The sequence below is a fragment of the Streptomyces novaecaesareae genome (assembly GCF_000716875.1).
GTDB lineage: Bacteria > Actinomycetota > Actinomycetes > Streptomycetales > Streptomycetaceae > Kitasatospora > Kitasatospora novaecaesareae.
Genome location: NZ_JNWQ01000075.1, coordinates 18,083 through 44,015 on the forward strand (window position 1 = coordinate 18,083; position 25,933 = coordinate 44,015).

Consider the following 25,933-nt stretch of genomic DNA (forward strand, 5'->3'; position numbering starts at 1 on the left):
ACGCACGGCGGACCGTACGGGCCGCCGTACGACCATCAGCCAAAGGTCTACACCAATTCTCAGGAGCCTCTTGTCAAGTGCCCCATTCGCCTGGTGAGCTGTGCGCTGGGACACACGGGACAATCCCCACGCACGGGATCGCCCGAGATCATGACTCGATGAGGAGTGCGCGTTGAGCAACGAGAGCCTGGCCAACCTGCTCAAGGAGGAGCGGCGCTTCGCCCCGCCGGCAGAGCTCGCCGCAGCCGCGAACGTCACCGCGGCCGCGTACGCGCAGGCATCCGAGGACCGCCTGGGCTTCTGGGCCGAGCAGGCCCGTCGCCTCAGCTGGGCCGTCGAGCCGACCGAGACGCTCGACTGGTCCAACCCGCCCTTCGCCAAGTGGTTCGCCGACGGCAAGCTCAACGTGGCGTACAACTGCGTCGACCGCCACGTCGAGGCGGGCCTGGGCGAGCGGGTCGCCATCCACTTCGAGGGCGAGCCCGGCGACAGCCGCTCGATCACGTACGCCCAGCTCAAGGACGAGGTCTCGCAGGCCGCCAACGCGCTGCTGGAGCTCGGTGTCCGCAAGGGCGACCGCGTGGCGGTGTACCTGCCGATGATCGCCGAGGCGGTCGTCGCGATCCTCGCCTGCGCCCGGATCGGCGCCACCCACTCGGTGGTCTTCGGCGGCTTCTCCGCCGACGCCGTCGCCTCCCGCATCCAGGACGCCCAGGCCAAGCTGGTCATCACCGCCGACGGCGGCTACCGCCGCGGCAAGCCGTCCGCGCTCAAGCCGGCCATCGACGAGGCGCTCACCAAGGTCGACGGCGTCGAGCACGTCCTGGTGATCCGCCGCACCGAGCAGGACGTCCCGTGGACCGAGGGCCGCGACGTCTGGTGGCACGAGATCACCGCCCGCCAGTCCACCGAGCACGCCCCCGAGGCGCACGACGCCGAGCACCCGCTGTTCATCCTCTACACCTCGGGCACCACCGGTAAGCCCAAGGGCATCCTGCACACCTCGGGCGGCTACCTCACCCAGGCCAGCTACACCCACCACGCGGTCTTCGACCTCAAGCCGGAGACCGACGTCTACTGGTGCACCGCCGACATCGGCTGGGTCACCGGCCACTCGTACATCGTCTACGGCCCGCTCTCCAACGGCGCCACCCAGGTCATCTACGAGGGCACCCCGGACACCCCGCACCAGGGCCGGTTCTGGGAGATCGTCCAGAAGTACGGCGTGACCATCCTCTACACCGCGCCGACCGCGATCCGCACCTTCATGAAGTGGGGCGACGACATCCCCGCGAAGTTCGACCTGTCCTCGCTGCGGGTGCTGGGCAGCGTCGGCGAGCCGATCAACCCCGAGGCGTGGGTCTGGTACCGCGAGCACATCGGCGGCGGGAAGGCCCCGATCGTGGACACCTGGTGGCAGACCGAGACCGGCGCCATCATGATCAGCCCGCTGCCGGGCGTCACCGAGACCAAGCCGGGCTCGGCCCAGCGCGCCCTGCCGGGCATCGCGGCCACCGTGGTCGACGACGAGGCCAACGAGGTCCCGAACGGCTCCGGCGGCTACCTCGTGCTCACCGAGCCGTGGCCGTCCATGCTCCGCACCATCTGGGGCGACGACCAGCGCTACATCGACACCTACTGGTCGCGCTTCGCGGGCCGCTACTTCGCCGGTGACGGCGCCAAGAAGGACGAGGACGGCGACATCTGGCTGCTCGGCCGGGTGGACGACGTCATGCTCGTCTCGGGCCACAACATCTCCACCACCGAGGTCGAGTCGGCGCTGGTCGGCCACCCGTCCGTGGCCGAGTCCGCGGTCGTCGGCGCCACCGACGCCACCACCGGGCAGGCCATCGTCGCCTTCGTGATCCTGCGCGGCGGCGCCACCGAGAGCCCCGAGCTGGTCGAGGAGCTGCGGGCGCACGTCGGCCGCACGCTCGGCCCGATCGCCAAGCCGAAGCAGATCAAGGTGGTCGGCGAGCTGCCGAAGACCCGCTCCGGCAAGATCATGCGCCGACTGCTGCGCGACATCGCCGAGGGCCGCGAGGTCGGTGACACCACCACGCTGGCCGACAGCTCGGTGATGAGCCAGATCCAGGCCCAGCTGCCGGCGCCGGCCAACGTCGAGGGCTGAACGGGTCGAACGAGCTGAACAAGCTGAACGAGCTCGACCGGCGGGTGTGCCCCGGGCGGTGGTCACCGTCCGGGGCACGGCCGTCGTGCGCGGACCGGGTGCCTGCCGGAGCGGTCGGGGGCAGAGGGACAGGGGGCGGGGCGCCGGGTGCTGAGGTGTCGGGGGCGCCGGGGTCAGCGGATAACAGGGGCGGGCCGGGCAGGGCCGTGCCTCCAGGCGGGTGCATGCGGCCGAGGCCATTCGGGTGCCCGACGGCTGCTCCTCCGGAGTGCAGAACCGGCCCGCAGGGCTTAAGTCCTTTAACAGGACAATCCGGATGTCACCCGAACGTCCCGGTAGACTGCTAAGGACGCATCAAGATCCTCAGGCAGGAATCCGGGCGTCACTGGGCGCGCCGGGAAGTCTGGTCGGCAACTGCACCACCTGTGCATCCGTTGCCGCTCCCAGCCCCTGAGGAGGTCCCACGTGACCGACCAGCCGCCCGTCCACGAGCCGACGACCCGCCGCCGGCAGTTCCTCGGCCGGCTGTCACTGCCCGAGCGCACCTTCGTCACCGACGCCCTGCGAACCGAGACGGTCGGCGGCATCCTGCTGCTGGTCGCCGCCGTCATCGCGCTGATCTGGGCCAACGTCTGGCCGCACGCGTACCAGAGCATGCTCGACTACACCGTCGGCCCGTCCGCCCCGCTGCACCTCGACCTCTCCCTGGCCTCCTGGGCCAAGGACGGGTTGCTGACGATCTTCTTCTTCGTCGCCGGGATCGAGCTCAAGCGCGAGTTCGTGGCGGGCGAGCTGCGCACACCGAGTGCCGCCGTGCTGCCCGTCGTCGCCGCCGTCTGCGGCGTCGCGCTGCCCGCGATCCTGTTCGCCGTGGTGAACTCCGGCAGCGGCGGGCACCCCGGCGGCTGGGCGATCCCGACCGCCACCGACATCGCCTTCGCACTCGGCGTGCTCGCCGTGGTCGGCAGCCACCTGCCCTCGGCGCTGCGCGCCTTCCTGCTGACCCTGGCCGTCGTCGACGACCTGATCGCGATCCTGATCATCGCGATCTTCTACAGCTCCGGAATCAAGTTCTGGGCACTCGGGCTGGCCTTCGCCGGGCTGGTGCTGTTCTGGTTCCTGCACCGGCGCGGGGTGCACGGCTGGTACCTGTTCGTGCCGCTGGCCGTGGTGACCTGGGCGCTGATGCACGAGAGCGGCATCCACGCCACGGTGGCGGGCGTCGCGATGGGCCTGATGCTGCGCTGCCACCGGGAGGGCGACGAGCAGCACTCCCCCGGCGAGCACATCGAGCACCTGGTCCGTCCGCTCTCGGCCGGACTGGCCGTCCCGGTCTTCGCGCTGTTCTCGGCCGGAGTGGCCATCTCCGGGCCGGCACTGCGCGAGGTGTTCACCCAGGCCACCCCGATCGGCATCGTGGTCGGCCTGCTGGTCGGCAAGTCCGTGGGCATATTCGGCGGCACCTGGCTGACCGCCCGGTTCACTCGGGCCGAGCTGAACCCGCAGCTCAAGTGGGCCGACATGGTCGCCGTCTCGGTCCTCGCGGGCATCGGCTTCACCGTCTCGCTGCTGATCAGCGAGCTGGCCTTCCCCGGCGACCCGGCGCTCGCCGACCGTGCCAAGACCGCCGTCCTGGTCGGCTCGCTGCTCTGCGCGCTGGTCGCCACCGTGCTGCTGAAGCTGCGCAACCGGCACTACCGCGCGCTGTGCGAGGAGGAGGACCGGGACCTGGACGGGGACGGGATCCCCGACGTCTACCAGCAGGACGACCCGGCCTGGCGGGCCCGGGTCGCGGAGTCGGCCCGGCCGCTGCCCGGCGAGACCTCCGGGAACTCCGGGAACTCCGGGCGCCCTGGGAACTCCGGCACCGGCCGCTGACGGTCCCTCCGGGAGGCTCCGGGGCCCTCCAGAGCCGGGACACGTCCCTCCGCCGGGGCCCCGGAGTGGTGTGCGACTGACCGGTAGGGGCATGATTCTGAGCTGTCGACAATCCACTGACGCCTCCGGAACCCCCACCGGCCCCGGAACCGCACACCGCGGCGGCGTCACGCCGCACAGCCGCAGAGGAGAACCGCTGATGCCCGCAGGAGCCGCAGACCCGTCCAGCAACGGCCGGGCGCCCTACGAGGGCGAGCGTTCGGTGGGGCAGCTGTTCGCGGCGGCCACCGCCGACCTGTCCGCGCTGGTCCACGACGAGATCGCGCTCGCCAAGGCCGAGATCCGGGCGGACGTCAAGCGCGGCGTCTCCGGCGGTGTCTCGCTCGTGGTCGCCGGTGTGGTGGCGCTCTTCTCCATCCCGATGCTGAGCGCCGCGGCGGCGTTCGGCATCCACGCGCTGGGCCTCTCGCTGGGCTGGTCCTTCCTGATCGTGGCCGGCGCCTACCTGGTGCTCGCGGTGCTGCTCGGGGTGCTGGCGTTCCGCTCGTTCAAGAAGATCGAGAAGCCGGTCCGCACCATCGAGGGCGCCCAGAAGACCGCCGACGTGCTGAAGAACGCCCGGCCTCGCCCGGCCACCAAGGAGGAGATCGACCGGGCCCTGGGCCGCATCCCGTAACTGGCCCTCGGGTCCGCCGACGGGCGCCTCCCTTCGGCGGCCCGGCAGTTGGCGGCCCTTCGTCGGCCCTTCGTCGGCCCTCGGTCGACCCGCAGTCGGCCCCGTGGTCGGCGGGCTCCCGGACCCGCCGACGGTGAGTGCCGGGCACGTGTCCGGCGCACGGATGTGACACGCTCTCGGTATGCCGCTTGACCAGAAGCCCGTGCCCGCGCAGCCGTCCGCCGACTCCGGCCCCGACTCCGGCCCCGGCCTCGACCCCGAAAAGGCCGCCCCGGCGTCCGGACGGGAGCCCGCCGAGGCGGCCTCCGGTGCCGCCGCGCGGGCGGACGCGGAGCCGTGGAGCATCCGGCAGGCCGGCCCGTGGACGCACCGGGACCTCGCGGCCAACGGCGCCCGCTTCCACATCGCGGAGCTGGGCTCGGGCCCGCTGGTGCTGCTGGTGCACGGCTGGCCCGAGTACTGGTGGGCCTGGCGCCACCAGCTGACCGCGCTCGCCCAGGCCGGGTACCGGGCGGTGGCACTGGACCTGCGGGGCATCGGCGGCAGCGACCGCACCCCGCGCGGGTACGACCCGGGCAACCTCGCCCTGGACATCACCGGGGTGATCCGCTCGCTCGGGGAGCGCCGGGCGCACCTGGTCGGGCACGCCTCGGGCGGCACCCTGGCCTGGGTGGCGGCGGTGATGCGCCCGTCCGTGATCCAGAGCCTGACTGTGGTCTCCGCCGCGCACCCGAGGGACCTGCGCCGGGCGCTGCTGACCGACCGCCGTCAGTTCGCCGCCTTCGAGCACGTGCTGGGCTTCCAGCGCCCGTGGATACCGGAACGCCGCCTGGTGGCCGACGACGCCGAGTTGGTCGGCCGCTACCTGACCTCCTGGACCGGCCCGAACGGCCTGGACGAGACGGCGTTGCACGCCTACCGGCAGGCGATCCAGATCCCCAGCACGGCGCACTGCTCGATCGAGCCGTACCGCTGGCTGCTGCGGTCGCTGGCCCGGCCGGACGGCATCCAGTTCGCCCGGCGGATGAAGAAGCCGATCACCGCGCCGACCCTGCACGTCCAGGGCGCGGCGGACCCGGTGCTGCTGTCGCACACCGCGCTCGGCGGCGGCGAGTACGTCGCGGCGCCGTACCGCTGGCGGCTGCTGCCGGGGGTCGGGCACTTCCCGCACGAGGAGGCGCCGGAGGAGTTCACGGCCGAGCTGCTGGACTGGGTCGGTCGTCACAAGGAGTGACGCGAGGAGCACCGACGGGCGGCGCCGCAGAAGGGTTGGACCACCCAACTCCCGTAATGTTGCGCTCATATGACAAATGCATAGGCCAAGTTCGGCCGACCCGGGCGGTTACTCCCACCGGCCCAGGGGCATCCATACCGGTATGAGTTGGATGCCCGATCGCGGCGCCGCCCCGCGCGGCCGACGCCGGAACAGCCCGCAACGCTCCCTCCACCGCCCCGACCGGGCGGACGACCTCGGCTTCGACGGCCTCGACGGCCGTCAGCACGCGGAGCGGCGACAGCTCGGCATCCCGCACATCCTCGGCCGGCGCGCCCGCTGGGTGGGCGCACGACTGCGGCGCGAGACCTGAGGCCCCGCGCCGCATCGGTCCTGCGGTGACAGTCCTGCCGGTGACAGTCCTGCCGGTGACGGTCCGGTGGTGACGACCTGCGGTTGACGCGCGGCCGGTCAGTTGGTGATCGGCGACAACGCGGTGAACCAGAGCAGGACGAAGGTCGCCACCGACATGATCGGCACCAGCACCTTGGTCTCGACGCTGTTGCCGCTGCGCTTGATCAGCACGATCTCGTAGCGCTCCTTGTGCGGCCAGAGCAGCGGCGCGCCCTTCTTCGTCAGGCAGTCCCCCAGCAGGTGCGCCAGCGTGCCCAGCCCCACCGCGTACGGCAGCCAGCCCGGCGCGTTGGGCATCCAGGTGTTCATCCCGAAGGTGCCGAGCGCGGCCAGGCCGATGACGGTGATCCACGCCTCCGGGCCGTTGCTCGGCGGGCAGAGCCGCAGAGCGCGGATCGCGAGCGCCAGCAGGAAGAAGGTCAGCGCCAGCGTGAAGTTGCGGCCCAGGAAGGTGACGCCCGCCCAGGTGCCGCCGCCCATCAGGGCGACGAACAGCAACGAGTGGGTGGCGTGCCGGTGACCTCCGGAGGCCCAGGCCACGAAGCGGCAGAGCGCCTTGGAGACCGGGCCCAGGAAGTTGGCGATCGAGCCGTCGTGGTGGTCGAGGTCCGGCAGCAGCGCCGCCCCCGCGCTCAGCACCGTGCCCATCAGGATGTCCGCCGGCTGCAGCGTGGTGTGCAGCAGCAGCGGGGGCAGGAAGGGGGCCGACGCCGCGTACAGCATCGCCCCGCTCACCGCGTGCGAATGACCCATCATCGGACTGCCACGACCTCCCCGTAAGGCCCACTCCGGGACGGCGCCCGGTTGAGCCGAACGGGTGAGCGCGGCCGAGGCTACCAGTGCGGGCTGACGGTACGACGGATATCGGGCGGGGCGTTTCCGGCCGAGGTGTCGGCGGGCGGGACGGGGGCGTGGCACGGACGGGGGCGGGGGCGCCTCCGGTCAGAGCGCGCAGCCCTGGGTGTCCACCCGAGCCGTCGCGGCGCTGCCCTGCTGGACGTCCTCGCGCACCTCGGCCGCGGTCAGCACGTACCCGGTGTCGGCGCTGTCCAGGGACTTGGCGAACACCACGCCGTACACCTGGCCGTCCGGGGTGAGCAGCGGGCCGCCGCTGTTGCCCTGGCGGACCACCGAGCGCACCGAGTAGACGTCGCGCACCACCTGGCCGCGGTGGTAGATGTCCGGGCCGTTGGCCTGGATCCGGCCGCGGATGCGGGCCGGCTGGACGTTGAAGGCGCCGTTCTCGGGGAAGCCGGCCACGATCGCGCTGTCGTTGGTCTTCGCCTCGCCCGCGAAGTTCAGCGGGGGCGCGTTGAGCTTGGGCACGTCCAGGACGGCGATGTCGCGCTGCCAGTCGTAGCGGACCACCGTGGCGTCGTACAGCTGGCCGACACCGCCGATCTGCACGGTCGGCTCGTTGACCCCGCCGACCACGTGGGCGTTGGTCATCACCCGGTGCGGGGCGAAGACGAAGCCGCTGCCCTCCAGGGTCTTGCCGCAGGAGGTCGCCGTGCCGACCACCTTGACCAGGCTCTGCTTGGCCCGTGCCACCGCCGGGCTGGCGGCCAGCGCCGGGTCCGGGGTGTCGACCTGGGTGATCGGCTCGTGCTCGAAGGGGTTGAAGACCTGCGGGAAGCCGTTGCGGGCGAGCACCTTGGAGAAGTCCGAGAACCAGTTCGGGGCGTCGGAGGGCAGTGCGTTCTGCACCCCGCCCAGGATCGCCGAGGAACGGACCTGCTTGGAGACCGTCGGCAGCGAGGCCCCGGCCAGTGCAGAACCGATCAGCCAGGCCACCAGCAGCATCGAGACCACGTTCACCACCGCGCCGCCCGACGCGTCCAGCACCCGGGCCGGGCGGCGGTCGATGTGGCCGCGCAGCTTCCAGCCGAAGTGCGCGGTGATCGCCTGGCCGATCGCGGCCAGGACGATCACCACCACCACGGCCACCACCGAGGCCGTCGTGCCCGGGCTGAGGTGGTCGAGCAGCAGCGGCAGCAGCTCGACGGCCAGCAGGCCGCCGCCGAGGAAGCCGACCAGCGACAGCACACCCACCACGAAGCCCTGCCGGTAGCCCGACACGGCGAATGCCACGGCAGCGACGATCAGCAGCACATCCAGGACGTTCACTCCGACACCCTCCCACGGTCCGCGAACCGGACGCGCCGACGGCCGTTCAAGAGGAGTCGGCGTCGCCGCCCGGCAGCACCCGGGAGTGCTCCAGGTCGCCCTGGACGAGGGCGAGCGCCTCGTCCGAGAGGTCGACGATCCGGGACGGGTCCCAGGGCAGCTCCAAGCCGCTGTGGTGCAGCACCCGGTCGATCACCCCGGCGGTGAAGCCCCAGACCAGCCGCCCGGCGACCGCGAAGGCCGGGCCGATGTGGCCGGACGGATGGCGCAGCCGCACCCGGTTCGCCGGGTCGGCCAGGTCGGCGATCGGCACCCGGAACACCGCGCCGGTCTCGCCCGCGTCCACCGGGCGCACCGGCGACTCCTCGCGCCACCAGCCGAGCACCGGGGTCACCACGAAGCGGCTCACCGGGATGAACAGCCGGGGAAGCGCCGCGAACACCTGCACCCCGGCCGGATCCAGGCCGGTCTCCTCCCAGGCCTCGCGCAGCGCCGCCGCGATCGGGCCCGGGCCGTCCGGGTCGCCGTCCTCCGGGTCCAGCGCGCCGCCCGGGAAGGACGGCTGGCCGGCGTGCGAACGCAGCGAACGGGCCCGCTCGATCAGCAGCAGGTCCGGCCCCTCCGGGCCCTCGCCGAACAGCATCAGCACCGCCGCCGCGCGGCCGCCGTCGGGCGGCGGCAGGAAGCGGCTCAGCTGCTCCGGCAGCACCCGCTCGGCCGCCACCCGGACCGGCTCCAGCCAGGTCGGCAGGTCGTCCTGCTCGATGGCCCGCCCACTCATGCGCCCACCGCCAGGTCCGCGACCTGCCCGTGGTGGGCGGCGGCGTCGGCGCGGGCGGCCGCCTCGCCGGGGAAGTCGGCCGGCGGCCTCAGCCGCTGCCCGGGCTGTCCGCCCATCTCGTACTTGAGCAGCTTGCGCGCCTGCTCCGGGTCGGTCACGCCCTCGCCGTACGCGGGGCAGAGCGGTGCGATCGGGCAGGCTCCGCAGGCGGGCTTCTGGGAGTGGCAGATCCGGCGGCCGTGGAAGACCACGCGGTGCGAGAGCATCGTCCACTCCGACTTCGGGAAGATCTCGGCGACGGCCGCCTCGACCTTCACCGGGTCCTCCTCGGCCGTCCAGCCGAACCGCCGGGCCAGTCGGCCGAAGTGGGTGTCGACGGTGATGCCGGGGACGCCGAAGGCGTTGCCAAGAACGACGTTGGCGGTCTTGCGGCCGACGCCGGGCAGGGTCACCAGGTCGGCCAGGCGGCCCGGGACCTCGCCGTCGAACTCGTCGCGCAGCGCGATCGAGAGGCCGATCAGCGACTTCGCCTTGTTCCGGAAGAAGCCGGTCGGACGGATGATCTCCTCCAGCTCCTCCGGGTTCGCCGCGGCCATGTCCTCCGGCGTCGGGTACTTCGCGAACAGCGCCGGGGTGGTCTGGTTCACCCGCAGGTCGGTGGTCTGCGCCGACAGCACGGTGGCCACCAGCAGTTGGAAGGGGTTCTCGAAGTCCAGCTCCGGGTGCGCGTACGGGTACAGCTCCGCCAGCTCGCGGTTGATCCTCCGGGCCCGCCGCACCATCGCCAGGTGCGACTCGGGCTTCCTCGGCTTCACGGCGGGCTTCCTCGCCGCCTTCTTCACCGCCGGCTCGGCTTTCGGCTCCGCCGCTTTCCGGACCTTGCTCTCTGCCATGCACGAAGGCTACGCCGACGGGCAGGCCGGGTGGGGCGGATCAAGTACGGAAAGCGGGCTTGGCCAGGGCGTGTTGTCGGCGCGGGGCGCCGAGGAGGCCGGACGCGGCCCTGGTGAGGTCGGCCCGCCGGACCCGGGATCACTAGTCTTCCGACGAACCGACGAACCGACGGACCCACGGACCGACGAGCCGACGAGCCGACGATCCGACGATCGGAGAACGAGGACGCATGGACGAGGACTTCAAGGACATCCCCACCACCACGCTGGCCGACGTTCTGGGCCGCGAGCGGGTCATGGACGTCGGGATGCGGCCGCTGTGGGCCGGGATGCCCCGGTGGCCGGACCGGCCTTCACCGTGCGGTGCCCGCCCGGGGACAACCTGATGGTGCACGCGGCGATCCACCGAGCCCGGCCCGGGTCGGTGATCGTGGTCGAGTCCGGCGCCCTCGACTACGCGCTGGCCGGCGGGAACGTGTGCGCCGTGGCGCAGCGCCGGGGTGTGGCGGCCTTCGTGGCCGACGGCCTGATCCGTGACCTCGGCGAGGTGCGGGAGCTGGGCTTCCCGGTCGTCGCGCGGGGGGTGATCCCGATCCCGGGGGCGAAGGAGGCCCTGGGCACGCACGGCGCCGAGGTGCTCTGCGGCGGCGTGCGGGTCGCGGCCGGCGACCTCGTGGTGGCCGACGAGGAGGGCGTCGTGGTGGTGCCCGCCGCCGACCGGGAGCGGGTCCTGGAGGCGGCCCGGGCGAAGCTGGCCAAGGAAGCCGACGAGACCCTGGACGACTGGGAGGCCGCGCACCGCGCCCGGATCGACCGGGCCCTCGCCGAGCTGGGCTTCCAGGGCTGACCCGCGCGCGACCGAAGGCCGGCCGGGATCAGCCCCGGTACAGCCCGTTCAGCTCCCCGAAGCCGAGCGCCCCGTCGAGCTCGGTCAGCGTCCCGGCGCCGAGGAGTTCGGCGGCGGCGCGGCGGGCCGCGGTGTACGAGAGCTGGGCGAGGGCGGTGCCGAGGCTGATCCGCCGCACCCCCGTGGCGGCGAGTTCGGCCATGGTCGGCCCGCCCGGGACGGCCATCGCGTTCACCGGCAGCTCCGAGCGCCCGCACAGCTCGGCGAGGACGTCGAGGTCCAGCAGCCCGGGGACGAACAGGCCGTCGGCACCGGCCTCGGCGTAGGCCTCGGCCCGCTGCAGGACGTCGTCGAGCCCGCCCAGCCCGAACAGGAAGACGTCGGTGCGGGCGTTGACCACCAGCTCGGGCAGTCCGGCCCCGGCCGCCGCCGTACGGGCCGCGCGCAGCCGCTCGGCCTGCTCGGCGACCGGGAAGAGCGGGCCGCCGACGGCCGTCGAGTCCTCCAGGTTGACGCCGGCCGCACCCACCCCGACCAGGGCGGTGACGGTCGCGGCCACGTCGGCGGGCAGCGGCCCGTACCCGCCCTCGGCGTCGACGGTGACCGGCAGGTCGACCGCCGCGACGATCCGACGGGCCGCCTCGACCGCCGACGCCCGGTCGAGCCGCTGGCCGTCGCCGTGCCCGAGCGACCAGGAGACGCCGCCGCTGGTGGTGGCGACCGCCTGCGCGCCGGCCGAGGCGATCACGGCGGCACTGCCCGCGTCCCAGGCGTTGGGCAGCAGGAGCACGCCGTCCGCGATGAGCTCGCGCAGCCGCAGCGCCCGCGCGCGGGACTCGGTGGTGGTGGGCATGGAGGCACCGGCTTTCGTACGGATCGGTGGGGACGCAGGCATCCTGCACCCGGCGCCGCCGGCCCTGCCAGTGATTAAGCTGGGGCTGAATCTTCCGCGGAGGGGGCCCGGATGCGTACCGAACTGCAGTTCTCCGCCCAGGACTTGGCGCTGACCCGGTTCGCCGTCTCCCCGATGCAGGAGGTGGTGACCAGTCTGCGCGCCCTCGCCCACTCCCCCGTCCCGGCGCTGCACCGCCGCTGGGCCGGGCAGGTCCGCGAGCGGCCGGCCGGCGCCGGGCCGGCGCTGGAACGGCTGGCCGCGCTGGTATCGCCCACCGGCCACCTGCCGGACTTCCTCAACCCCGCCCCGGCCGGCTTCTCCCCCACCCTCGCCGAGGAGCTGGCCGCGATCACCGCCACCGGCGCCGAGCAGGTCCGGGCCGACCTCGACATCCTGGCCGCCGAGGCCGGTGGCCGGCTGCCGGCCGTACTGGCGCCGCTGTACCGCGACCCGGCCGGGCAGCTCCCCCGGCTGGCCGCGGACGTCGAGGCGTACTGGGAGCTGGCGCTCGCCCCGCACTGGGCCCGGATCCGCGCGCTGCTCGCGGCGGACGTCTTCCGCCGCTCCCGGCAGGCCGCCGAGCACGGCACCGCGCGGATGCTGGGCGAGCTGCACGAGACGGTCCGCTGGGACGGCGCCGCGCTGCGGCTGGAGCAGCGGCACTGCGGGGTGACCCGGCTGAGCGCCGGGGCCGGGCTGCTGCTCCTGCCCTCGGCCTTCGCCTGGCCGCGGGTGCTCACCCGGGTCCTGCCGCCGGACCCGCCGCAGCTGATCTACCCGGCCCGCGGCACGGCCACCCTGTGGGAACGCCCGCCGGGCACCGCGGACCGGGTGGACGCGCTGGCCGGGGTCCTCGGCCGCTCCCGCGCCCGGCTGCTGGCCGAACTGGACTCCCCGGGCTCGACCACCGAGCTGGCCCACCGCACCGGACTGTCCCCGGCCGGGGTCTCCCAGCACCTCACCGCCCTGCGCGCGGCGGGTCTGACCAGCGCCCACCGTGCGGGCCACGCCATCCTCCACGCTCGTACGGCGGTGGGCGATTCCCTGTTCGACCAGGGCGGACGGGCATTCGAATAGCCCACCTCCCGGAGCGTGTGCGGGGCACCCCGGACGATGACCTTCCGGTACGAATGGCCCCGCACGGCACACCTCGGCACACCCCCTCCTCATATGATCGGAGCGACATGCGCCATGCTTGGTGACGCAGAACACTGAACGGAACTTGCGCCGGACGGCCCACCCGCCGGACGGCCGAGAAGGAGGAAGCACGTGGACGACGTTCTGCGGCGCGCCGCACTCTTCGCGGCACTCGACGACGAACAGGCCGGCGAGCTGCGCGCTTCCATGACCGAGGTCACCCTCGCCCGTGGTGAGTCGCTGTTCCACGAGGGCGACCCGGGCGACCGGCTGTACGTCGTCGCGGAGGGCAAGGTCAAGCTGCACCGCGCCTCGCCGGACGGCCGCGAGAACATGCTGGCCGTCCTCGGCCCCAGCGAGATGATCGGCGAGCTGTCGCTGTTCGACCCCGGCCCGCGCACCGCGACCGCCAGCGCGCTGACCGAGGTCAAGCTGCTGGGCCTGGGCCACGGCGACCTGCAGCCCTGGCTGCACGCCCGCCCCGAGGTCTCCATCGCGCTGCTGCGGGCCATCGCCCGCCGCCTGCGCCGGACCAACGACGTGATGTCCGACCTGGTCTTCTCCGACGTGCCCGGCCGCGTCGCCAAGGCCCTGCTGGACCTCTCCCGCCGCTTCGGCGTGCAGTCCGACGAGGGCATCCACGTCGCCCACGACCTCACCCAGGAGGAGCTGGCCCAGCTGGTCGGCGCCTCCCGCGAGACGGTCAACAAGGCGCTCGCCGACTTCGCCGGCCGCGGCTGGCTGAAGCTGGAGGCGCGCGCGGTGGTGCTGCTGGACGTCGAGCGGCTGTCGCGCCGCTCGCGCTGACGCAGCGAGCAACCGCGAAGGGCCCGTCCGGACGGACGGGCCCTTCGGCGTTCGCAGGCCGTGCGGCGGGCCCCGGTGTGCGCGGGCCCCGGCGCGCGGGCCCCGGCGCGCGGGCCCCGGCGCGCGCGGTCAGTCGAGGCCCGGGATCAGCCCGTGCTCCTCCAGGTAGTCCAGCTGGGCCCGCACGGACAGCTCGGCGGCCGGCCAGAGCGCCCGGTCCACGTCGGCGTAGACCCGCGCGACCACCTCGGGGGCGGTCCGGCAGCCCGACTCGACCGCGGTCTCCACCTGGGCGAGCCGGTTGGCCCGGTGGGCCAGGTAGTAGTCGACGGCGCCGAGCGCGTCCGCGAGGACCGGGCCGTGGCCGGGCAGCACGGTCCGTACGCCGTGCTGGGCGGCCATCGTGTGCAGCCGGCGCAGCGAGTCCAGGTAGTCGCCCAGCCGGCCGTCGGGGTGCGCGACCATCGTGGTGCCCCGGCCGAGCACGGTGTCCCCGGTGAGGATCGCGCCGTCCTCCGGCAGGTGGAAGGTCAGCGAGTCCGAGGTGTGGCCGGGGGTGGCCACCACCCGCAGGTCCAGGCCGCCGACGTCCAGCCGCTGGCCGCCCACCAGGCCCTCGGAGCCCAGCCGGTGCGCCGGGTCCAGGGCCCGCACCTCGGTGCGGGTCAGCTCGGCGAACCGGGCCGCGCCCTCGGAGTGGTCGGCGTGGCCGTGGGTGAGCAGGGTCAGCGCGATCCGCTTGCCCCGCTCCTCCGCGAAGTCGATCACCCGGCGCAGGTGGCCCTCGTGCAGCGGGCCCGGGTCGATCACCACGGCGAGGTCCGAGCCGGGCTCGGAGAGCAACCAGGTGTTGGTGCCGTCCAGCGTCATGGGGGACGGGTTCGGCGCCAGCACGCACAGCGCCCGAGGGGTGGCCTCGCCGCCGACGGCGGCGGCGGGGTCACCCGGCAGGAGCCCGCTCATGCGCCCACCTCGCTGAGCTCGGTAGGCGCTTCGCGCAACGCGCACCTCTCGATGGCTCGCTCACTTCGCTCGCTCACGCGCCCACCTCGCTGAGCTCGGTAGGCGCTTCGCGCAACGCGCACCTCTCGATGGCTCGCTCACTTCGCTCGCTCACGCGCAGTGCCCGGACGAGGGCGCGCTGCGCCAGCTCGACGAACGGGACCGGGCTGTCGCAGGCCGGGGTACGGGGGATCAGGCGGCGGGCGGGCATCTCGGGTGCCGTCCGGCGAGCCACGTCGTTGTGGGTCATCGGGCGTCGGTCCTTTCTCTGCGGTGATCTGCGGTGATCTGCGGTGATACGGGCGGGTGTACTGCAAGGGGTGGTTCAGGAGTCCTCGGGGAACTCCCCGTCGATGGTCAGCTCGTCGTACCCGGGCCAGCGGACCGTCATGCGGTCCCCCCGGACCTCGGCCCGGCCCAGGACCGGTGACAGCGGACGGCCGGCGGCCGCGGCCAGCGCCTCGGCGGCCGTACGGACCTGCGACAGCTCGCGCAGCACCGTCACGGTCGGCGGCAGCATGCCGAACCGGCCGTCCTCGTACCCCCGGACCGCCTCGGCCGGGCTCAGCCAGGCGACCCGGTCGGCCTCGCCGACCTCCAGGGCGGCGCGCTGGCCCGGCGGCAGGGCGGCCACGAAGAACCAGGTGTCGTACCGGCGCTCCTCGAACTCCGGGGTCACCCAGCGGGCCCAGCCGCCCAGCAGGTCGCTGCGCAGCACCAGGCCGTGGTCGCGCAGGAACTCGGCGAAGGACAGTTCGTGCGCCTCCAGCGCGGCCCGCTCGGCGGACCAGTCGCGCGGCGCGGCGACGCTGTCCGCGTCCGGGCCGGCCAGCAGCACGCCGGCCTCCTCGAAGGTCTCGCGGACGGCCGCGCAGACCACCGCCCGGGCCGTCCGGTCGTCCACCCCGAGCCGGCGCGCCCACTCCTCGGGCGACGGCCCGGCCCAGCCCGGCTCGACCTCGGCGTCCCGCGGGTCCACGCCGCCGCCCGGGTAGGCGTACATGCCGGCCGCGAAGGCCATCGAGGTGCGTCGGCGCAGCAGGTAGGCCTCCGGCCCGGCGGCGGCGTCGCGCAGCAGCACGACGGTCGCGGCGGGCCTGGGCACCGGCGGGGTCAGCACGCCGGAGTCGACCGCCCGGATCCGGGCGGGCCAGCCGGGCGGCATCGGGAGCGTCGTTGCTCGATGGTCCATGCCCGGATGCTAAGCGCACGGGGGCGGGGTTGGACAGGCCCAACCCCGCCTCGGCGATCACACTCAGCCGGTCTTGACCCGCACCTGCAGCTCGACCTCGACCGGGGCGTCCAGCGGCAGCACCGCGACGCCGACGGCGCTGCGGGCGTGCACGCCCGCGGCGCCCAGCACCTTGCCGAGCAGCTCGCTGGCACCGTTGACGACGCCCGGCTGACCGGTGAAGTCGGGGGCGGAGGCGACGAAGCCGACGACCTTGACGACCCGCTCGATCCGGTCGAGGTCGCCGATCACCGACTTGACGGCGGCCAGGGCGTTCAGCGCGCAGGTCTGCGCGAGCTCCTTGGCCTCCTCCGGGGACACCTCGGCGCCGACCTTGCCGGTGCTCACCAGCTTGCCGCCGACCACCGGGAGCTGGCCGGAGGTGAACACGAACTCACCGGACTGCAGGGCCGGCACGTACGCGGCGACCGGGGCGGCCACCGGCGGCAGGGTCAGGCCCAGCTCCGCGAGCTTCGACTCGACGAGGCTCATGCGTTCTTCTCCCGCTTGAAGTAGGCCACCAGCTGCTCCGGGTTCGGGCCGGGCACGACCTGGACGAGCTCCCAGCCGTCCTCGCCGAAGTTGTCCAGGATCTGCTTGGTGGCGTGCACGAGCAGGGGTGCCGTCATGTATTCCCACTTGGTCATGGCCAGACTCTAGACGAGCCGCCGCGGCGATCGGCGCGGTGCGGACGGTGGCGTGTGAGGTGGGGCACAAAGAGGGCATGATCAGGCCTGGCAACCCCAGGTGCTCCGGGCATCCGGTGCGGTCCCTGGTTACCCTCGCGAGAGGGCACCCTGGTGAGGGGCACCCTCGGCAGGAGGGGACGCCCGTAGGACGGAGACGGACGGAGACGGAGCGTGGCACGCACCCCCGGCCAGGCGGACCGGCGCGACCCCGACTGGGAGGGCGTCCGGCTGCACGTGGTCAGTGGCAAGGGCGGCACCGGGAAGACCACGCTGGCCGCGGCGCTGGCCCTGGCGCTCGCCGCGGACGGCGGGCGCGTACTGCTGATCGAGGTCGAGGGGCGGCAGGGCATCGCCGAGCTCTTCGGGATCGCCGCGCTCCCGTACGAGGAACGCCGGATCGCCTCGGTCTCCCGCGCCCAGCTGGGGCTGCCCGCCGGGGAGGCCGGCGCCGGCGAGGTCTTCGCGCTGGCGATCGACCCCGAGCAGGCGCTGCTGGAGTACCTGGAGATGTTCTACAAGCTCGGCCGGGCCGGCAAGGCGCTGCAGAAGGTCGGCTTCGTCGACTTCGCCACCACCGTCGCGCCCGGCGTCCGGGACGTCCTGCTCACCGGCAAGGCCTGCGAGGCGACCAGGCGCAAGGACCCGGACGGGCGGCGGCGCTACGACGCGGTGGTGATGGACGCCCCGCCGACCGGACGGCTGACCAGGTTCCTGAACGTCAACGCCGAGGTCGCCGGGCTGGCCCGGATCGGCCCGATACACACCCAGGCGCAGGCCGTGATGCGGGTGCTGAAGTCCCCGGAGACCGCGGTGCACCTGGTCACCCTGCTGGAGGAGATGCCGGTGCAGGAGACGGTCGACGGCATCGGGGAGCTGCGCGAGGCCAGGCTCCCGGTGGGCGGGGTGATCGTCAACATGGTCCGGCCCCCGCTGCTGGACGCGGCGGCGGTGGCCGCGGTGGACGGGGACCACCGCGAGGACGTCGCCCTGGCCCTCGGGGAGGCCGGGCTCGGGGGCCGCTCGCGCAAGCCGGAGACGGTCCGGGCGGCGGTGGAGCCGCTGCTCGACCCGCTGCTGGAACAGGCCAGGGAACACGCCGAGCGGGTCGAGCTGGAGCGCGCGCAACGCGCCGACCTGCAGCAGCTGCGGATCCCGACGTACGAACTGCCACTGCTGGGCGAGGGCGTGGACCTCGGCGCGCTGTACCGGCTGGCGGCCGAACTGAAGCGGCAGGGGGCGGCATGAGCACCGACGGCACGAGCACCGATGGCACGAGCACCGGCGGGGTGCGGAGCACCGGCGGCATGAGCACCGGCGGGGTGCGGAGCACCGGGAAGCGGCTCGTGGTGGACGAGCTGATCGACGACCCGAAGACCAGGATCCTCGTCTGCTGCGGCTCCGGGGGCGTCGGCAAGACGACCACCGCCGCGGCGATCGGCCTGCGGGCCGCCGAACGCGGCCGCAAGGTCGTGGTGCTGACCATCGATCCGGCCCGCCGGCTCGCCCAGTCGATGGGCCTGACCGAGCTGGACAACACCCCCCGGGTGGTCAAGGGGGTGACCGGCGAGGGGGAGCTCCAGGCCATGATGCTGGACATGAAGCGGACCTTCGACGAGGTCGTGCTGGCCCACGCCGAGCCCGAACGGGCCAGGGCGATCATGGAGAACCCGTTCTACCAGTCCCTGTCGGCCGGCTTCGCGGGCACGCAGGAGTACATGGCGATGGAGAAGCTCGGGCAGCTGCGCGCCGCCGAGGAGTGGGACCTGATCGTCGTGGACACCCCGCCGTCCCGCTCGGCGCTGGACTTCCTGGACGCGCCCAACCGGCTCGGGTCCTTCCTGGACGGCCGGGTGATCCGGATCCTGACCGCCCCGGCCAAGGTCGGCGGGCGCAGCGCGATGCGGTTCCTGAACGCCGGGATGGGCCTGCTCACCGGCACCCTGGGCAAGATCTTCGGCGCCCAGCTGCTCACCGACGTGCAGACCTTCGTCAGCGCGATGGACTCGATGTTCGGCGGCTTCCGCGAGCGCGCCGACCGCACGTACCAGCTGCTCAAGGCGCCGGGCACGGCGTTCCTGGTGGTGGCCGCGCCGGAGCGGGACGCACTGCGCGAGGCGGCGTACTTCGTCGACCGGCTGGCCGCGGACCGGATGCCGCTGGCCGGGCTGGTGCTCAACCGGGTGCACGGCACGGGCGCGCCGCAGCTCACCGCGGAGCGGGCGCTGGCGGCGGCCGAGGCGCTGGAGGAGAACGGCTCGGAGCACTCCTCGCCGGAGGCGGAGCTGCTCGCGGCCGGGCTGCTGAGGCTGCACGCCGAGCGGATGCAGATCATGGGGCGGGAGCGCCGCACCCGCGACCGCTTCGTCTCGGTGTACCCGGACGTGCCGATCGTGGAGGTCCCGGCGCTGCCGGGCGACGTGCACGACCTGGAGGGGCTGCGGGCCATCGGGGGCCGGCTCAGCGGGGCTTCGTAGGGCGGGGCGGCGTGGGCGCGCCTGCCCAGGGCCGACCCGGGGCCGGCTTGGACGTCGGCCCGGCGTCGGTGCGGCCGGGCGTCCGTGCGGCCGGGCTCAGCCCGCCTGGGCGTAGTCCGTCAGTATCACGCCGGTCGCGAGGGACTCCTCGTACTCGGTGCGGGCCGTCTCCAGCAGCCTCCGCCACGACATGACCGTCGGGCGGCGGCGCAGCAGCGCCCGGCGCTCGCGCTCCGTCATCCCGCCCCAGACCCCGAACTCCACCCGGTTGTCCAGGGCGTCCGCGAGGCACTCCGTCCGCACCGGGCAGCCGCTGCAGACCGCCTTCGCGCGGTTCTGTGCCGCCCCCTGGACGAACAGTTCGTCCGGATCACTCGTGCGGCAGGCGGCCTGCGCACTCCAGTCGTCAACCCAGCCCATCCCGGCGCCGTCCTCTCCCGTATCGAGGCTCCCCCACGGCGGCAACGGCATATTCACCGTTGCCAGTTGAGGACGTTACGGAAGAACGACAGCTCGCAACAGCCCCTTCGGGCTCAATCTCGAATGACCCGATTGGACTATGGGTATCGGTCATCTCACTCGTTGGAGTGATCGCAGGTCGCACGACTTGCCAGAAGCGGAGCCCGTACTCTCGCCACAGGCGTCATCACTCAGCGCAACGGTTCACACGGGTACAGCAGACCACAGCTGCCTCAAAACCCGGCCATCAATGGGCAATTCGGGCAACTCTCCCCACCCACAAGAGTGAGTGATGTTGACGCAGCGAAGCTGTCGCAAGCTTGTGACAAGCCTAGGCGAACACCTGCTCCGATGTGCGGGATTCCGGGACGTAGGGTTCTCCTCATGGCACCGAAGCGCCCACAGGCACCCCAGCCCCCAGGCAACACCGGAGCTCCGCGCGACAGGAGCGGCGGATCACCGATGGAGCACGTCGGCAACGGCGTGAAGTTCCTGGGCGTCAGCGTGCTCTCCGGAGTCCTGCTGGCAGGCCTCGCCCTGCCCGCCGTCGGCGCCATGGGGCTGACCGCCAAGGACACGGCGGAGAGCTTCGACAACATCCCCGACGACTTCAAGACGCCGCCGCTCACCCAGGCCACCCAGATCTTCGACGCCAAGGGCGGCCTGATCGCCAAGGTCTACGAGCGCGACCGCACCGTCCTCACCGCCGACCAGATGTCGCCGTTCATGCGGCACGCCCAGGTGGACATCGAGGACGCCCGCTTCTACGAGCACGGCGCCGTCGACCTCAAGGGCATCCTCCGCGCGGTCAGCAAGAACGCCGAGAGCGGCACCACCTCCCAGGGTGCCTCGACGCTGACCCAGCAGTACGTGAAGAACGTCAACGTGGAGAAGGCCGGCGACGACCAGGCGGCCGTCCTGGAGGCCCAGCGCAAGACCCTGGGCCGCAAGATCCAGGAGCTCAAGGTCGCGATCAAGCTGGAGGAGGACCTGAGCAAGGATCAGATCCTCACCAACTACCTCAACATCACCTTCTACGGCCACCAGGCCTACGGGGTCGAGGCCGCCTCCCAGCGCTACTTCAGCAAGAGCAACAAGGACCTGACCATCGCCGAGTCCGCCACCCTGGCAGGCCTGGTCCAGAACCCGTCGCAGTACGACCCGGTGCGCTACCCCGACAACACGGTCAAGCGCCGCAACGTCGTGATCGACAAGATGGTCGAGAACAAGCACATCACCGCCGACCAGGCCAAGGAGGCCAAGGCCGCCCCGCTGGGCCTGAAGTACAAGGACCCGCAGAACGGCTGCATCACCGCCCAGGCCGGCATGGGCTTCTTCTGCGACTACGTCCGCCACGTGGTCAAGCAGGACCCGGCCTTCGGCAAGAGCGCCGACGAGCGCAAGAAGCTCTGGGACACCGGCGGTCTGAACATCTACACCACCCTGGACCCGGACAAGCAGGCCGCGGCGCAGAACGCGGTGACCAAGCTGGTGTACGTCACCGACCCGGTGTCGGCCGCCGCGACCATGATGGAGCCGGGCAGCGGCAAGATCCTCGCGATGGCCCAGACCCGCCCGTACGGCCTGGACACCAACAAGAACCAGACCGTCGTCAACCTCAACGTCGACGCGGCGATGGGCGGCGGCAACGGCTTCCAGCCCGGATCGACCTTCAAGCCGATCGTGGCCGCCGCCGCACTGGAGTCCGGGATCCCGGCGACCCAGCAGTACAAGTCGGAGAACCGCATCGAGTGGCCGACGGTGAAGACCTGCGAGGGCACCTGGAAGAACATGGAGAAGGGCAAGGCCCGGACCGTGCCCAACGAGTCCGAGAACGAGAAGGGCCCCTACGACCTCAAGACGGCGATGGCCATGTCGGTCAACACCTACTTCGTCGAGATGGAGGCCGACATGGGCCTCTGCCCGGTGAAGCAGATGGCCAACAAGCTCGGCATCACCGCCAAGGCGAGCGGCAAGCCCATCGAAGAGGTCCCCTCCATGGGCCTCGGCGTGCAGGAGATGTCCCCGCTGACCATGGCGAACGTCTACGCGACCTTCGCCGCGCGCGGCAAGTACTGCACCCCGATCGCCATCAACAAGATCAGCACGGTGGACGGCAAGGACGTGCCCGTCCCGCAGTCGGCGTGCAGCCAGGCCTTCTCCGAGCAGACCGCTGACTCCCTCAACACCGTGCTGAGCGGTGTGACCGAGAAGGGCACCGGTAAGGACCTCGGCCTGGAGGACGGCCGCCCGATCGCCGGCAAGACCGGTACCTCGGACGAGAAGCGCGCCGCCTGGTTCAGCGGCTACACCCCGCAGCTGGCCACCTCGGTCTGGCTCGGAGGCCCGGCCGGCGGTGTGCCGATGAAGAACATCAAGATCGGCCCCACCACCTTCCCCGAGGTGTTCGGCGCCACCGGCCCCGGCCCGATCTGGCGCATGGCGATGAACCAGGCCCTGAAGGGCTCCCCGGTACAGCAGCTGCCCACGGCGGCCATCCCGGACATGCCCAAGCCGGACCCGGCCACCCCGCCGGCCGACCCGAACGCCCAGCCCCAGCCGCCGGCCGGCAACCCGCCGCCGCCGGCTGGCAACCCCGGCGGTGGCAACAACGCCGGCGGGATGATCGGCGGCGGGTTCACCTTCCCGCCGGGCATGATCGGCGGCGGCAAGCACGGCGGCGGGAACGGCTGACCGAGCCCGTCCGGGCAGGGGGCGCGGAAGGCAGCGCCGGTAGGGCCCGTGGAGCCCGTAGGGCCCGTGGAGCAGACTGAAGGGGCGTCCTCCGGTTCGGAGGGCGCCCCTTCGGCGTGTTGCCGGGTGACGGTCCGTCAGGGCCTGGGGGCCCCTTGCCGGCCCTTGCGGGGCGCTCGGCTCCGGCCGGAGTCGGCTCGACCGGGGCTGCCTGGGAGGCCCGGGCCGCCCAGGCTCCCGGGGTCAGGACAGCGCGGCCTTCACGGCGGCGGCGACCCGGCCGCCCTCGGCCAGGCCTTCCACCTGGGGCTTCACCAGCTTCATCACGGCGCCCATCGCCTGCGGACCGGTCGCCCCGGTCTCCGCCACGGCGGCCGCGACGATCCCGGCCAGCTCCTCGTCGGAGAGCTGCTTGGGCAGGTAGGTCGCGAGCAGCTCGCCCTCCGCCCGCTCCCGGGCCGCCTGGTCGGTACGGCCGGCGCCGTCGAAGGCCTCGGCGGCCTCCCGGCGCTTCTTCGCCTCGCGGCCGATCACCTTCAGCACCTCGGCGTCGGACAGCTCGCGCTTCTGCTTGCCCGCCACCTCCTCGCTGGTGACGGCGGACAGCGTGAGCCGGACGGTGGACGCGCGCAGCTCGTCCCGGTCCCTGATGGCAGCCGTGAGGTCTTCCTGCAGCTGCTCCTTGAGCGTTGTCATTTCCTCTTCTTATCCTTCGGCTGTAGGAGTCTCAACCAGGTTTCCACCGGGCATCCACTGCGGTTTGCACAGGTGAACGAGTATGCCCCGTCAGGGACGGCCCGCCGACGAGTGACGACGCGTCCGCCGATGGCCGGTCACGGCCGGGAGGGGCCGGTGGGGGTCGGGAGGGGCCGGTGGGGGTCGGGAGGGGTCGGGAGGGGCCGGTGGGATCCGGCCGGCACGGCCGACAATGCCAGCACACTCCCGGCAGAACAGCCGGAATTCGCTGGACCTGATCCGGCTCGGCCGCGCCGACGTCGTGGTGGCGGGCGGCGCGGACGCGGGCGTCCACCCGCTGGGCGCCGCCGCCTTCGCCGCCATGCGCGCCGGCGGACAGCGGACAGCGCCGTAACCCGTTTACCCGGTTACACCTATCCTGGCCCCCATGACCGACGGAGACGACCGGAACACCACCCCGCCCGGGCTGGTCCTCACCACCCCCGCGGGCACCCGCTTCCACTTCGACCCCGGCGCCCTCTGCCTCGAACTGCTCACCACCGGCGGCCCCGGCCCGTACACCCGCTACGAGGCCCTGCACCGGCCCGCTGACCTCACGGCCTGGCTCCCGCTGTCCCGGCTGCGGCTGCCCGCCGACACCGTCCGGGTCACCGCCGACGAGCTGACCGCCGCCCGCACCCTGCGCGACGCGCTCTGGCGCCTCACCGCCGCCCGCGCCCATGGCAACACCGGCGCCGCCGAGGACTACGCCACTCTCAACCGGGCCGCGGAGCGCCCACCGCTGGTCCCCCGGATCGCCCCGGACGGCACGGCCGCCGCCCCGCTGCCCGCCGACGGCTCCCAGCTGGTCTCCACCCTCGCCCGGGACGCCATCGCGCTGCTCACCGGCCCGTACGCGGACCGGATCCGCGAGTGCGGCGCGCACAACTGCCAACTGATCTTCGTCGACACCTCACGGCCCGGCCGTCGGCGCTGGTGCTCGATGGAACGCTGCGGCAACCGCCACAAGGTCCGCGCCCTGCGCGCCCGCCGCGAAACCGAGGAATCGCCTTCGCCCCCGCCCTCGCCCCTACCGTCCTCCATCCCCTCCGCCATCCCGTCCGCCATCCCGTCCGCCATCCCGTCCGCCGGGCGTTCACCGGCTGATCCACCGTCTGAGAGCATGGGCTGATGCGACCGCTGTACTCCGTTCCCCTCGGCATCGCCGCCGCCGGCGCCGCCTGCCTCGCCTACTCCGCCGGGTACGAGGTCCGGGCCTTCCGCCTCCGCCGGGTCGAGGTCCCCGTCCTCCCCCGCGGCGCCCGGCCCCTCCGGATCCTGCAGGTGTCCGACATCCACATGGTGAGCGGGCAGGGCAAGAAGCAGCGCTGGCTGAAGAGCCTCGCCGGCCTGCGCCCCGACCTCGTGGTCAACACCGGCGACAACCTCTCCGACCCGCTCGGCGTCCCGGCCACCCTCGACGCGCTCGGGCCGCTCATGGAGTTCCCGGGCGTCTACGTCTTCGGCTCCAACGACTACTACGGCCCGGCCCGCAAGAACCCGGCCCGCTACCTCCAGGCCATGCGCAGCGGCGCCCACGGCATGAACAACCCCGACGGCACCGCCCGCCGCGGCATCACCGGCGCCGTCCACAACCCCTGGGAGAAGCTCCGCGACGGCTTCGACGCGGCCGGCTGGCTCGACCTCACCAACACCCGCGGCCGCCTCACCCTCAACGGCCTCGACCTCGAGTTCACCGGCCTCGACGACCCGCACATCCGCCGCGACCGCTACAGCGACGTCGCCGGCGGCCCCTCCCCGGACGCCGACCTCTCCCTCGCCGTCGTCCACGCGCCCTACCTGCGCGTCCTCGACGCCTTCACCGCCGACCGCTACCCCCTGATCCTCGCCGGCCACACCCACGGCGGCCAGCTCTGCGTCCCCTTCTACGGCGCCCTGGTCACCAACTGCGACATCGACACCCGCCGGGTCAAGGGCCTCTCCACCCACATCGCCGGCGGCCACCGTTCCCACCTCCACGTCTCCGCCGGCTGCGGCACCAACCGCTACACCCCCGTCCGCTTCGCCTGCCCCCCCGAAGCCACCCTCCTCACCCTCACCCCGGCCCCCCGCTGACCCCCACCGGACGCCCGCCCGAAACCGGATTTCGTGTCTCGGCGAGCGTCCGGTAGAGTTCTACTCGTTGCGACGGAGACAGAGCAACAAAACGCAAGACCGGGGTGTGGCGCAGCTTGGTAGCGCGCTTCGTTCGGGACGAAGAGGCCGTGGGTTCAAATCCCGCCACCCCGACCCAGTGCAGAGGCCCTGCCGGAGAAATCCGGCAGGGCCTCTGTCGTCGTGCGCGACCAACTGAGTGACCGAGCCTCAGCCCATCCGGCACCGCTGCCTGGACCGCCCGCCCGTCCCTCCACCGACCGGACCAACACCCGAGGCCGCCTCGGAGGGCCCGGCGGCACCCCGGGCGCTACGGAACCACTTCCCAACCACCGAAGGCCCGCCGAGCGCCGGCCCTCACCGCCGCGGCGATCCCGGCAACGGAAAAGGCCCCGACTCGATCGAGTCGGGGCCTTCTTCATCGGGTGGTCCTCCAGCCTCCGGGCTACGACCCCGGAAGCAACCGGCCACGCTTCAGCGTCGAACCCGCCACCAACTGCGACAACGTCAGAAAGGAAACACCGGCCTCCGCCCTCTGGTGCGGGGGGTCAGAGGGCGGTGGCGAGTTCGGTGCGGGAGGTGATGTCGAGCTTCGGGTAGGCCTTGTAGAGGTGGTGGGCGACGGTTCGGGGGCTGAGGAAGAGCTGGGCGGCGATGTCGCGGTTGGTGAGGCCCTGGGCGGCGAGGCGGGCGATCTGGAGTTCCTGGGGGGTGAGGGGGGACTGCGGGGCGGTG

General features: G+C 72.8%; 25 protein-coding genes, 1 tRNA gene and 2 pseudogenes. 15 read left to right on the forward strand and 13 right to left on the reverse strand.

Annotated features, from left to right (window positions below; all coding sequences use genetic code 11):
• Positions 1-172: 172 nt before the first annotated feature.
• The 5 genes from acs to OP86_RS24955 all read left to right on the forward strand — a co-directional run bounded on the left by acs (position 173) and on the right by OP86_RS24955 (position 6,271).
• Entirely contained in the window at positions 173-2,131 is a 1,959-nt protein-coding gene (acs, locus tag OP86_RS24935; RefSeq protein ID WP_030259252.1) for an acetate--CoA ligase, read from the forward strand.
• A gap of 465 nt (positions 2,132-2,596) precedes the next feature.
• Positions 2,597-4,009 carry a Na+/H+ antiporter NhaA gene (nhaA, locus tag OP86_RS24940; protein WP_199815218.1) on the forward strand — a complete coding sequence of 471 codons (1,413 nt, stop codon included), beginning with the start codon at positions 2,597-2,599 and terminating at the stop codon, positions 4,007-4,009.
• Positions 4,010-4,208: 199 nt separating this feature from the next.
• Positions 4,209-4,685, forward strand: coding sequence for a phage holin family protein (locus OP86_RS24945; protein WP_030060002.1), 477 nt, complete (start codon positions 4,209-4,211; stop codon positions 4,683-4,685).
• Positions 4,686-4,866: 181 nt separating this feature from the next.
• Complete coding sequence (locus tag OP86_RS24950) at positions 4,867-5,919, forward strand: alpha/beta fold hydrolase (protein ID WP_078589133.1); 1,053 nt, start codon at positions 4,867-4,869, stop codon at positions 5,917-5,919.
• A gap of 142 nt (positions 5,920-6,061) precedes the next feature.
• A complete protein-coding gene (locus OP86_RS24955; RefSeq protein WP_157849829.1) occupies positions 6,062-6,271 on the forward strand; it encodes a hypothetical protein in 210 nt (69 codons plus the stop codon).
• Positions 6,272-6,369: 98 nt separating this feature from the next.
• Here the strand turns inward: OP86_RS24955 and OP86_RS24960 are convergent, their stop codons facing one another.
• From OP86_RS24960 to nth, 4 genes and pseudogenes are all read right to left on the reverse strand, one after another.
• Positions 6,370-7,068: a metal-dependent hydrolase gene (locus OP86_RS24960; protein WP_030060004.1), complete on the reverse strand. Its 699-nt coding sequence runs from the start codon at positions 7,066-7,068 to the stop codon at positions 6,370-6,372.
• A gap of 186 nt (positions 7,069-7,254) precedes the next feature.
• Complete coding sequence (locus tag OP86_RS24965) at positions 7,255-8,439, reverse strand: MarP family serine protease (RefSeq protein WP_030259246.1); 1,185 nt, start codon at positions 8,437-8,439, stop codon at positions 7,255-7,257.
• Between the two features lie 46 nt (positions 8,440-8,485).
• Positions 8,486-9,286 (reverse strand): annotated as a pseudogene (locus OP86_RS24970) (NUDIX hydrolase); the annotation flags it as partial.
• The gene (gene nth / locus OP86_RS24975) at positions 9,217-10,113 is read right to left on the reverse strand and encodes an endonuclease III (protein WP_078589131.1); all 897 of its coding nucleotides are present in this window, start codon (positions 10,111-10,113) and stop codon (positions 9,217-9,219) included. The pseudogene OP86_RS24970 and the gene nth, both read right to left, overlap by 70 nt.
• A gap of 230 nt (positions 10,114-10,343) precedes the next feature.
• Between nth and OP86_RS33060 the strand changes: the two are divergent.
• A pseudogene (locus tag OP86_RS33060) lies at positions 10,344-10,960 on the forward strand (RraA family protein).
• A 28-nt stretch (positions 10,961-10,988) separates the two neighbouring features.
• On the opposite strand, the gene OP86_RS24985 reads toward OP86_RS33060, so the two are convergent.
• Positions 10,989-11,813, reverse strand: coding sequence for an isocitrate lyase/PEP mutase family protein (locus OP86_RS24985; protein ID WP_030060008.1), 825 nt, complete (start codon positions 11,811-11,813; stop codon positions 10,989-10,991).
• 111 nt (positions 11,814-11,924) lie between these two features.
• On the opposite strand from OP86_RS24985, the gene OP86_RS24990 reads away from it, so the two are divergent.
• Both OP86_RS24990 and OP86_RS24995 read left to right on the forward strand, forming a co-directional pair.
• On the forward strand, positions 11,925-12,932 hold the full coding sequence (locus tag OP86_RS24990) for an ArsR/SmtB family transcription factor (protein ID WP_030259236.1): 1,008 nt from the start codon (positions 11,925-11,927) through the stop codon (positions 12,930-12,932).
• 192 nt (positions 12,933-13,124) lie between these two features.
• Entirely contained in the window at positions 13,125-13,799 is a 675-nt protein-coding gene (locus OP86_RS24995; RefSeq protein WP_030060009.1) for a Crp/Fnr family transcriptional regulator, read from the forward strand.
• A 129-nt stretch (positions 13,800-13,928) separates the two neighbouring features.
• Here OP86_RS24995 and OP86_RS25000 read toward each other — a convergent pair whose 3' ends face one another.
• The 5 genes from OP86_RS25000 to sp36 all read right to left on the reverse strand — a co-directional run bounded on the left by OP86_RS25000 (position 13,929) and on the right by sp36 (position 16,679).
• Positions 13,929-14,762, reverse strand: coding sequence for an MBL fold metallo-hydrolase (locus tag OP86_RS25000; RefSeq protein WP_030060010.1), 834 nt, complete (start codon positions 14,760-14,762; stop codon positions 13,929-13,931).
• 73 nt (positions 14,763-14,835) lie between these two features.
• Positions 14,836-15,051, reverse strand: a complete 216-nt coding sequence (locus OP86_RS25005) for a hypothetical protein (protein WP_033333272.1) — start codon at positions 15,049-15,051, stop codon at positions 14,836-14,838.
• Positions 15,052-15,126: 75 nt separating this feature from the next.
• On the reverse strand, positions 15,127-15,993 hold the full coding sequence (locus OP86_RS25010) for an NUDIX hydrolase (RefSeq protein ID WP_030060011.1): 867 nt from the start codon (positions 15,991-15,993) through the stop codon (positions 15,127-15,129).
• A 63-nt stretch (positions 15,994-16,056) separates the two neighbouring features.
• Positions 16,057-16,524, reverse strand: a complete 468-nt coding sequence (locus OP86_RS25015; protein ID WP_030060012.1) for a RidA family protein — start codon at positions 16,522-16,524, stop codon at positions 16,057-16,059.
• Positions 16,521-16,679, reverse strand: coding sequence for a Sp36 family protein (sp36, locus tag OP86_RS36090; protein WP_094743074.1), 159 nt, complete (start codon positions 16,677-16,679; stop codon positions 16,521-16,523). The genes OP86_RS25015 and sp36 overlap by 4 nt, the downstream gene beginning before the upstream one ends.
• 213 nt (positions 16,680-16,892) lie before the next feature.
• Between sp36 and bagA the strand changes: the two genes are divergently transcribed.
• Both bagA and bagB read left to right on the forward strand, forming a co-directional pair.
• Complete coding sequence (gene bagA, locus OP86_RS25020; protein WP_051830563.1) at positions 16,893-17,966, forward strand: ATPase BagA; 1,074 nt, start codon at positions 16,893-16,895, stop codon at positions 17,964-17,966.
• On the forward strand, positions 17,963-19,195 hold the full coding sequence (bagB, locus tag OP86_RS25025) for an ATPase BagB (RefSeq protein WP_030060014.1): 1,233 nt from the start codon (positions 17,963-17,965) through the stop codon (positions 19,193-19,195). Before bagA ends, bagB begins: the two co-directional genes overlap by 4 nt.
• Positions 19,196-19,291: 96 nt before the next feature.
• Here the strand turns inward: bagB and OP86_RS25030 are convergent, their stop codons facing one another.
• A complete protein-coding gene (locus OP86_RS25030) occupies positions 19,292-19,615 on the reverse strand; it encodes a WhiB family transcriptional regulator (RefSeq protein WP_033333275.1) in 324 nt (107 codons plus the stop codon).
• Positions 19,616-20,116: 501 nt separating this feature from the next.
• Here OP86_RS25030 and OP86_RS25035 point away from each other — a divergent pair.
• Positions 20,117-22,348 (forward strand): transglycosylase domain-containing protein, encoded by a 2,232-nt coding sequence (locus OP86_RS25035; RefSeq protein ID WP_030259223.1) that lies wholly within the window; start codon positions 20,117-20,119, stop codon positions 22,346-22,348.
• A 243-nt stretch (positions 22,349-22,591) separates the two neighbouring features.
• Here the strand turns inward: OP86_RS25035 and OP86_RS25040 are convergent, their stop codons facing one another.
• Positions 22,592-23,044: a GatB/YqeY domain-containing protein gene (locus OP86_RS25040; protein ID WP_030060017.1), complete on the reverse strand. Its 453-nt coding sequence runs from the start codon at positions 23,042-23,044 to the stop codon at positions 22,592-22,594.
• 232 nt (positions 23,045-23,276) lie between these two features.
• On the opposite strand from OP86_RS25040, the gene OP86_RS39260 reads away from it, so the two are divergent.
• From OP86_RS39260 to OP86_RS25055, 4 genes are all read left to right on the forward strand, one after another.
• Positions 23,277-23,438 (forward strand): beta-ketoacyl synthase N-terminal-like domain-containing protein, encoded by a 162-nt coding sequence (locus OP86_RS39260; protein ID WP_199815217.1) that lies wholly within the window; start codon positions 23,277-23,279, stop codon positions 23,436-23,438.
• A gap of 33 nt (positions 23,439-23,471) precedes the next feature.
• Positions 23,472-24,215, forward strand: a complete 744-nt coding sequence (locus OP86_RS25045) for a CGNR zinc finger domain-containing protein (protein ID WP_063832455.1) — start codon at positions 23,472-23,474, stop codon at positions 24,213-24,215.
• On the forward strand, positions 24,215-25,159 hold the full coding sequence (locus OP86_RS25050) for a metallophosphoesterase (protein WP_030060020.1): 945 nt from the start codon (positions 24,215-24,217) through the stop codon (positions 25,157-25,159). The genes OP86_RS25045 and OP86_RS25050 overlap by 1 nt, the downstream gene beginning before the upstream one ends.
• 100 nt (positions 25,160-25,259) lie before the next feature.
• Positions 25,260-25,333: transfer RNA gene (locus tag OP86_RS25055), tRNA-Pro, on the forward strand.
• A gap of 413 nt (positions 25,334-25,746) precedes the next feature.
• Here the strand turns inward: OP86_RS25055 and OP86_RS25060 are convergent.
• Positions 25,747-25,933 (reverse strand): helix-turn-helix domain-containing protein (locus tag OP86_RS25060; RefSeq protein ID WP_033333277.1); only part of this gene is annotated, 187 nt, incomplete at its 5' end.